This is a genomic window from Candidatus Proelusimicrobium excrementi, from assembly GCF_937881865.1.
In the GTDB taxonomy this organism is placed as follows: Bacteria; Elusimicrobiota; Elusimicrobia; order Elusimicrobiales; family Elusimicrobiaceae; genus Proelusimicrobium; species Proelusimicrobium excrementi.
Map to the genome: position 1 here is coordinate 1 of NZ_CALGEO010000107.1, position 5,177 is coordinate 5,177.

Annotated in this window: 2 protein-coding genes; both read left to right on the forward strand. The window is 45.5% G+C overall.

The features are described from left to right. Positions 1 to 206: 206 nt before the first annotated feature. A complete protein-coding gene (locus tag ACQY26_RS04720) occupies positions 207 to 4,079 on the forward strand; it encodes a hypothetical protein (protein ID WP_428047982.1) in 3,873 nt (1,290 codons plus the stop codon). A 116-nt stretch (positions 4,080 to 4,195) separates the two neighbouring features. Continuing rightward, the coding region (locus ACQY26_RS04725) for a tetratricopeptide repeat protein (protein WP_428047983.1) at positions 4,196 to 5,177 on the forward strand (982 nt) is incomplete at its 3' end.

The window sequence follows — 5,177 nt, forward strand, 5'->3', positions numbered from 1 at the left end:
CAAAGATGTTGTTAAAGGTGCGGGCTTGGACGGAACCGTTAATGAAAATTTCTTTTAAATTTATTAAAAGCCGTATATAAAAAATTGTTGACAGTTAATGAAAATTGTAGTCTAATGGGAATATGGGGCGTTACAATGTATTTGTAAAGCCCTATATTCGCAATACGATTTGAAGTAGAAGTGAATAAATGTAAAGAGGAGGCCTTATGCCAAATAAAGACAGCTTTACGTTTAGCGATAAGTTAAAGAAGAGTAAATCTCTTCCATTATCCAAACGTATTCCCTCCCGTGTAGGAGGAGACGGCAAAGCCAAACGAACTCTTATCCAAAGAGCTCAAAGGGATTTGCCTTTTATCATAGTGGCCGCGGCCGCATTATTGCTGCTGCCATTACTCAGCCGCAACAGCGGTGTTGAATATCCGGACGGTTCCGCAGACAGATACGAGAACTGGGTCGGTGATGGCTCTACGGAGTGGATAGGTTCCGGCGACGGTGAAATCGTACCGAGCACTGGTTACCGCAATCCTTTAGAGTATATTATTACTCCCAAATCAGGTGAAGATTCCGCTATCCATGAAAACGTTGATATTGGCGACGATTCTAGCAATCTTGATGATGCTAATAAATCTTACGTCGAAGAGATGCCTGTTAGGGATACTTACAAAAAAGCTGTTAAGCCTGCCATCCGCAATGCTGTACAGCGCAAGGCTACCGCTATTGGTGCTTTCCGCAATCGTTCTATGAGTTTTGGCGGTGCGGGTTCCGGGCTTACTCGCAACTTGGCTATTGGCGGTGCTCCTACTACCAACGGCAAAGCTGCTTCTGTCAGGGCTGGTGTCAGGCCTGTTGCTTTACAGCCTCTTAAATCTGCCGGCGCCGGTCGTGTCCTTACAGGTGAAGGGTTATATGCCGAGGCTGCCCGCTCTTTGGGTGCTTTGAACCAAGGCCCCGCTAAACAGGCTTTGTTTGAAGCTCAACTTCGCGACGTCGACGGTTCTCCTTTAGGCGCCGCCGGTGACCCCAGAAAGGCCGCCGCTCGTTTAGCTTCTCAAGGCGCTGTCCCTGACCATAAATTCCATTACACCAACCAAAAACCTTGGTGGTGGGATATGATGCAGGACCGCTCCCAAAAACTTTGGGAACTTTGGAATTATAATTGGCAAAAAGCCCTTTCTGATTCCCTTATTAAAATTTCTACTAACCTCGCTATGTGCCTCCTTACCGGTTCCGAAGACGGATCTGTTAAAAATTTCCTCGGAATTAAAGGCGGCTCTAAAGACGTTTGCTGTCTAGTCGACGGTATGGAACTTTGCGCCGGCGATATCGGGGATTATACTTCTTCTTCCACCGGTTCCGGCGACAGCAAGGAAACCACTAATAATTCTTTCTCTTCCATTCAGGCTTTCTGTAAAGAGCATAACGCCAAAACTTATATCTCTGAGTCCGGCAGAAAAAATGCTCTCCAAGCTCGTCTGGAATGCCTCGGCCTTAAAGCCGGTAAACTCTCCGGCCTTTCCGGTACTCGGTATCAAGGCTCTTGCGACAGCGTTAATCAGACTCCTTTGGTCTATAAAGCTTCCGCTACCCGCAAAGCCGACGGTAAACGCAGAGCCGGTAAAGAAGAAAAAATCGTCGTTTATGTTAAGGCTAAACCACGCGACGAAAAGGTCAAAACCGGTACCCCTAATAATGAGTTCGTTATCGCTCTCGAAAGAACCAATAACTTTACCTTGAGCGAAAACGAATTGGCTGAAATCAGCGAGAACTGTAAAATTACCAGAGTCGGTTCTTTCGTTGCCAAAGGCAGCAAAAAGAAAAACGATAAGAAAACCGGTCAATATAATGACTCTAACACGCCTGCCGCCGAAAAGCCTATGACGCAGGATCAGGTCGCCGCGAAAATTGTCGATCTGGAAAAGCAGAAAGTTGTTGCTCCTAAGGGGCAGGAACTGACTGAGGCTCAAAAGCAGGCCAATGCCGCTATTGATGAGCAGATTTCACAGCTTGAAAGCGGCAGATATACTATAAATGATTCCGCCGAGGAGTCCGCTCAGGAAGAAGCTGCTTCTACGGAAGAATTTGTTAATGAGTATCTCAGAGGTGTAGTAAACGCACAGTATAATTACTGCGCCGGTAAAGTGGCTAAACCGGCTACTTTCATAGATGAAACCGGTATCCAAAAGGATATCAAAAAGAAAACCGATATCAGCGCCGAAGTCGATGGCGTTTGCGAAGTTTGGCGCGCAGACGGCTATTTTAAAGATCCTAAAGCCAATGCTTTATCTTGCGATACGCCGGATTCGGTTTCCGTAAACTCGTTGGCAGAATCGGACTTCCATGCAACGGTAATTAATCCCGATGAAAAAGATAATATCTTTGCAATATTTGTTGAATATGTACAGACGGGTGCCGTAAAAGAAGGCAATATCGCGCCTGTTGTTAAAGATATAAGAGTCGGCAAAGATATGGCTAAAAAAGAAGGCACGGCCAATATTAACGGCACTCTCATGAAAACCGTTACTTATACGGCTCCGAGTTTCAGGCCCGGTAAATCCACGAGCAGCACTGAGGATAGTACCAATAGGGCCAAACCCGGAAGAGGCAAAGTCTTCTGGATTATGACGAATAAAGCCTCCCCCAATGTACACCCCGGTGATGTAGTTGAAGGCAAATCGCTTGATCAGGTTTCTATTACTGATTTGATAGGCCCTACCGCAGGACAGAAAAATACCGTCTGCTACTACAAATGGGGCTGCAACGGCGAAGAATGCGAAGAGGCTCCTTCCACGGATAATTTCTGCGTGGAAAATGACAAGCTGTATAAAGCCGTTAAAGTTGAAAACTTTAACATCAAAAAGGCTGCCACGCCTTTAACCGATGCGGAAGTTTTAGAGGCCTCCAGGGCGGATAAAGAATGCGGAGAAGACGTCGCCAAATTCAAAGCGAAACAGCCTCAATGCGATCCTATATGCAAATATAAAGAGGAAGCGCTTAAAGACAACTTCGGTATTCTGCCCAATAACAGGGACGGCAAATACGGATTGATGACTTTCGGTATCAGTGCTGAAGTTTTGGACGAAGACTGCCCGTATTGCAATTTTGACGATCCCGGCGAAGACTGGGGCGACGGCGGCCCGCAGAAAGAATGTTCTTTTAAAGTAACATCCACTTTCTGTACGTCGCAGTTCTCAAGGTTCGGTTTGGGAAAAGGCGATAAGTGTATAAATAAAATGGAGGCCGGTACGCAAGAAGTTCAAAGCCAGACTGAAGGCGTGCTTAAATGCTTAAAAGGCGATGAAATGAAAATCGGCCTTTACGGCTGGACTTCCAAAGTCGGCGGAGAGAAAAACAAAGGTTTATCTCAGGCCAGAGCCATGACGGTGGCAAAGATCGTTTATGAATATATCAAGAACAAAGATCCTGAGCTGAATATTGCTTTTCAGTTCCCCGCCGGATTTACCGGAACCCCCGGTTTCAACCTTAACAATAAGGACGGATATGGATCTGAATCCGAATATATTGCTGCGGTGAAAGCGGAGTATCCTATTGATAACGGCATAAATCCCCATCAGGCTGAAATTGATGAGGCGATAAACACCATGAGGCAGAAAAAACTCTTAGCGGAAGGCGCTCGTAGAACTTTGGCTAATAAATATCCGTTAGGCCCTCAGATATTGATGAAGCTTAATAATAATGAAGCGGCTGCAATAAAACAGGAAATAGGCCAAATAAACGACGAACTTAAAACTGCGGGTTTTGATGCAAGAGCAACCTTGCTTGGCAAGTTGGATGACGCTACTCGCAGATTAGAAGCTGCAGAAGCAGCCGTAAGATTAACGGCGGAAGAAGAAGCTTTGCAAGAATATCAGGACTACAAAGCTGCTAAGGAAGAAGCGCTTAGATATGCTTCCAACGAATTCGCTGAAGCTAAAAAATTATCAAGAAGATTGGTAATTTTTGTAAACGGCTATGGCCCCTCCGAAGGCTCAAAAGCAGATGAAAACTGGGCTAAATGCATTACCGGCGGAGTAATTGAAAAGGGACAAAGCCCCAGCCCGATATCTTGTAAAGAAAGTTAATCGGCGATAGATAAAAAGTTATAAACAATCGGCCCCGCTTAAGTTCAAAGCGGGGCCGAATTATATTGTGCTTATTTTTTATGCTTATGAATCTTGCCAAATGATATAATTTATCTATGTTATCAGGGCGTTTTTATTTTAAATATTGGCTTATTGCCGCACTGGCCTGCATTTTATCTGCAGGGAGCGCTTTTGCCGCACTGCCTAAATTCCTTGGCGGAAGCGGTGTCGGCGTAAAAGGCAATAAGGCTAACTTGGAAGACACCTACCCCACCTTTTGGGACAGCCTGATGAAAAGCCAATCTTACACCAATATGTATCAGGGGATAAAAGAGCTGAGCCTCTCCAAATATGCTGAAGCTTCCAAATCTTTCGCCAAGGCCGTAATAAAAAATCCCGACGATCCTTATCCGCATATATTTTTGGGCATTTCTCTTTACTGGCAGGGACAGGTGGATCAAGCTATGTCGGAATATCGCGCGGCTTTAAAATTGGATAAAGACAACGCCCACGCACATCAGCTTTTGGGCATAGCTTATGCTTGGAAGGGCGATATCAATTCCGCTTTAGCCAGTTTTAAAGAGAGCATAGATATTGATCCCGACCGCCCGGACACCCAAATGAATATAGGCTCAACATATGCCGCGCTCGGCGATTATGAGGAGGCTCTGTTCCACTTCCGCAATGCCGTGCGTTTGGATAAAACCCATCCTCTTTATCATTATCAGCTTGGTTCTCTTTACGAGGTTATGGGCCGGGACTCTCTGGCGGAGTCTTCATTCAAAAAAGCTTTGCGCCTTTATCCCAATTACGAAGAAGCCATTTTGGCTTTAGCCGTTTTGAGCGAAAAACAAAATTCTTATACCAACGCCGAGATAAATTATAAAAAAGCTTTAAAAATCAAACCCGGCGACAGCGTCGCCCGCCTTCGTTTGGCAAATCTCTTGGCTAGGGAGAACCGCAAGAACGAAGCGGTGGAAATTATCAGCCGCGCTTTTTTAATATCGCCTCTTTCCGACGAAGGCCTTGCTTTATCAATTTCTTATTCCGGGGGGGATTCTTCGCAGGGAAGCGGCCCTCAGGCTGAAAGTGAAAACC

Bases quoted from the DNA above. Each gene is read 5' to 3' on its own strand.
- ACQY26_RS04720 (WP_428047982.1), top strand. From the start codon at position 207: ATGCCAAATAAAGACAGCTTTACGTTTAGCGATAAGTTAAAGAAGAGT.